We start from the raw sequence: 1598 nt of genomic DNA on the forward strand, positions 1-1598 counted from the left end.
CCATTTTTGACATAAACGCAGTCAGTAACTCGCATCCACCCAACGCCATCAGCCATAAACGCAGTCAGTAACTCGCACTGGGGTAAGTGGCGAAAGGTGCCCACCGGCGACGCACCGCCCAGACACGCTTTTCCGACTTTCCTAGGGCTTGGATTATTTTCTGTCTGTTTTTGTCTTCTTCGGGTTAAACGACAAAATGTGTGTCTGGCTCGGCGTGTCGCGCGGGGGTTAGATTTGGCCTTTCTGGATGCCGATTGAGTGGGTGTAGTCGGTGTCGATAGCGTTGTCGTAGAGGGCTGGTCGTCCTGTTTCGTGGTCGGCTTGGTTCTCGTGTTGGGTCAGGGTGGAAACTTTGGCGAGTTGGTCCTGGCCCCAGTTGGACTGCCTGGCGATTCGTGCTGGATCGTCGGGCAGTTCGGTTTTTAAGTAGAGCCACCAATCCAGCATTCGGCGTTGTCGTTCGCCTGATCTGCCGCGGTGTGTTCTGGCAAGTAGTTTGATCTGGGAGTTGATGCCGCCTTCAAGGCTGTTGGTGGTGGATTTAATCCGGTTTTTCTCCAGCACACCTTCTGGTGGGGTGAGGTAGACAAACAGCAGTTCGGAGCGCCAGAGGTGGTTGAGGCTGTTGTAGGCCTTGCGCACGTTGTGATGTGTCCACGTGCGGGTCCATGTACCTGTTTTAGGGTCTTTGACCGTGGTTTTCTCGTCCATCCAGGAACGGTAGATCGTGGAGAATTCGTGCAGTTGTGCACCCCATGCTGCTGCTTGGTCCAGGGTGGTGATCCGGGTCAGTTTCAGCGCCAGTCGGTAGATGGTGCGCCCGGCATCAGTCCGGGGCCGTGAGGTGGTGTAGCGGCGTACAACGCGTTGGGCGTGGACGAGGCAACGCTGGATTTTCGTGGTGGGCCAGCACTTTTTGATCGCGCTAAACGCTCCCTGGCCGCCATCGATAACGGCGATAAGTGGGGCTTCGATGCGCTCGAGAAGTCGTTGGTAGTCGCGCGTGGTTTCGTGTTTGCACCAGTGCCAGGCGATGACATGGTCGATAGTTGCGGCAATGATCAAACAGCCGCCGGCGGTATATGTGCCGTCTAGAAACACCTGGTCGTAAACCCGCCCGATATGTCCGATGGTGGGATCTGGTACGTCAACGAGCCAGAAGGGTTCGAAGCGGCGTTGCAGTGTGCGCGGTGAGCATCCCACACGACTGGCAACGGTATCGAGGCTGGCGCCAGTGGTCAGGTGGTCAATGAAGGCGGCAAAAACCGTGGAATTGGTGATGTCGCTGCGGCGCTTCACACTCGACGCGCCGCAGTGTTTGCATCGCCACCTCGTAGTTCCTTTGCTGGTAGTGCCGTTGCGTTTCATCTCATCGCCGCAGTGGCAGCGTGGTTGGTTCTTTGACATTGCGACACCACACCACGCCGCGTGTAGCACATCACTGCTGCCACACCGCGGATTTACCGTCCCGGAGCCAAATATATGCTCCCGGAGCATATATTTCTCTGAAACCTAGAGGTCAACCACTACAAATCACCGAATCCAGACACACTTTCTGTCGTTTAAGGGTTAAGTAAAGAAAAGTGTGTCCGCATGCC

At 56.0% G+C, this 1598-nt stretch carries 1 protein-coding gene; it reads right to left on the minus strand.

Annotated elements, in window-relative coordinates; genetic code table 11:
* Positions 1-228: 228 nt before the first annotated feature.
* Positions 229-1407, minus strand: a complete 1179-nt coding sequence (locus HMPREF2681_RS03285; RefSeq protein WP_048732261.1) for an IS1249 family transposase — start codon at positions 1405-1407, stop codon at positions 229-231.
* Positions 1408-1598: the final 191 nt, after the last annotated feature.

This window comes from Corynebacterium sp. HMSC064H12, from assembly GCF_001809925.1.
Classification (GTDB): domain Bacteria; phylum Actinomycetota; class Actinomycetes; order Mycobacteriales; family Mycobacteriaceae; genus Corynebacterium; species Corynebacterium jeikeium_D.

Excerpts from the sequence above, each read along its gene's own strand:
- HMPREF2681_RS03285 (WP_048732261.1), bottom strand. The coding sequence starts at position 1,407 with ATGTCAAAGAACCAACCACGCTGCCACTGCGGCGATGAGATGAAACGC.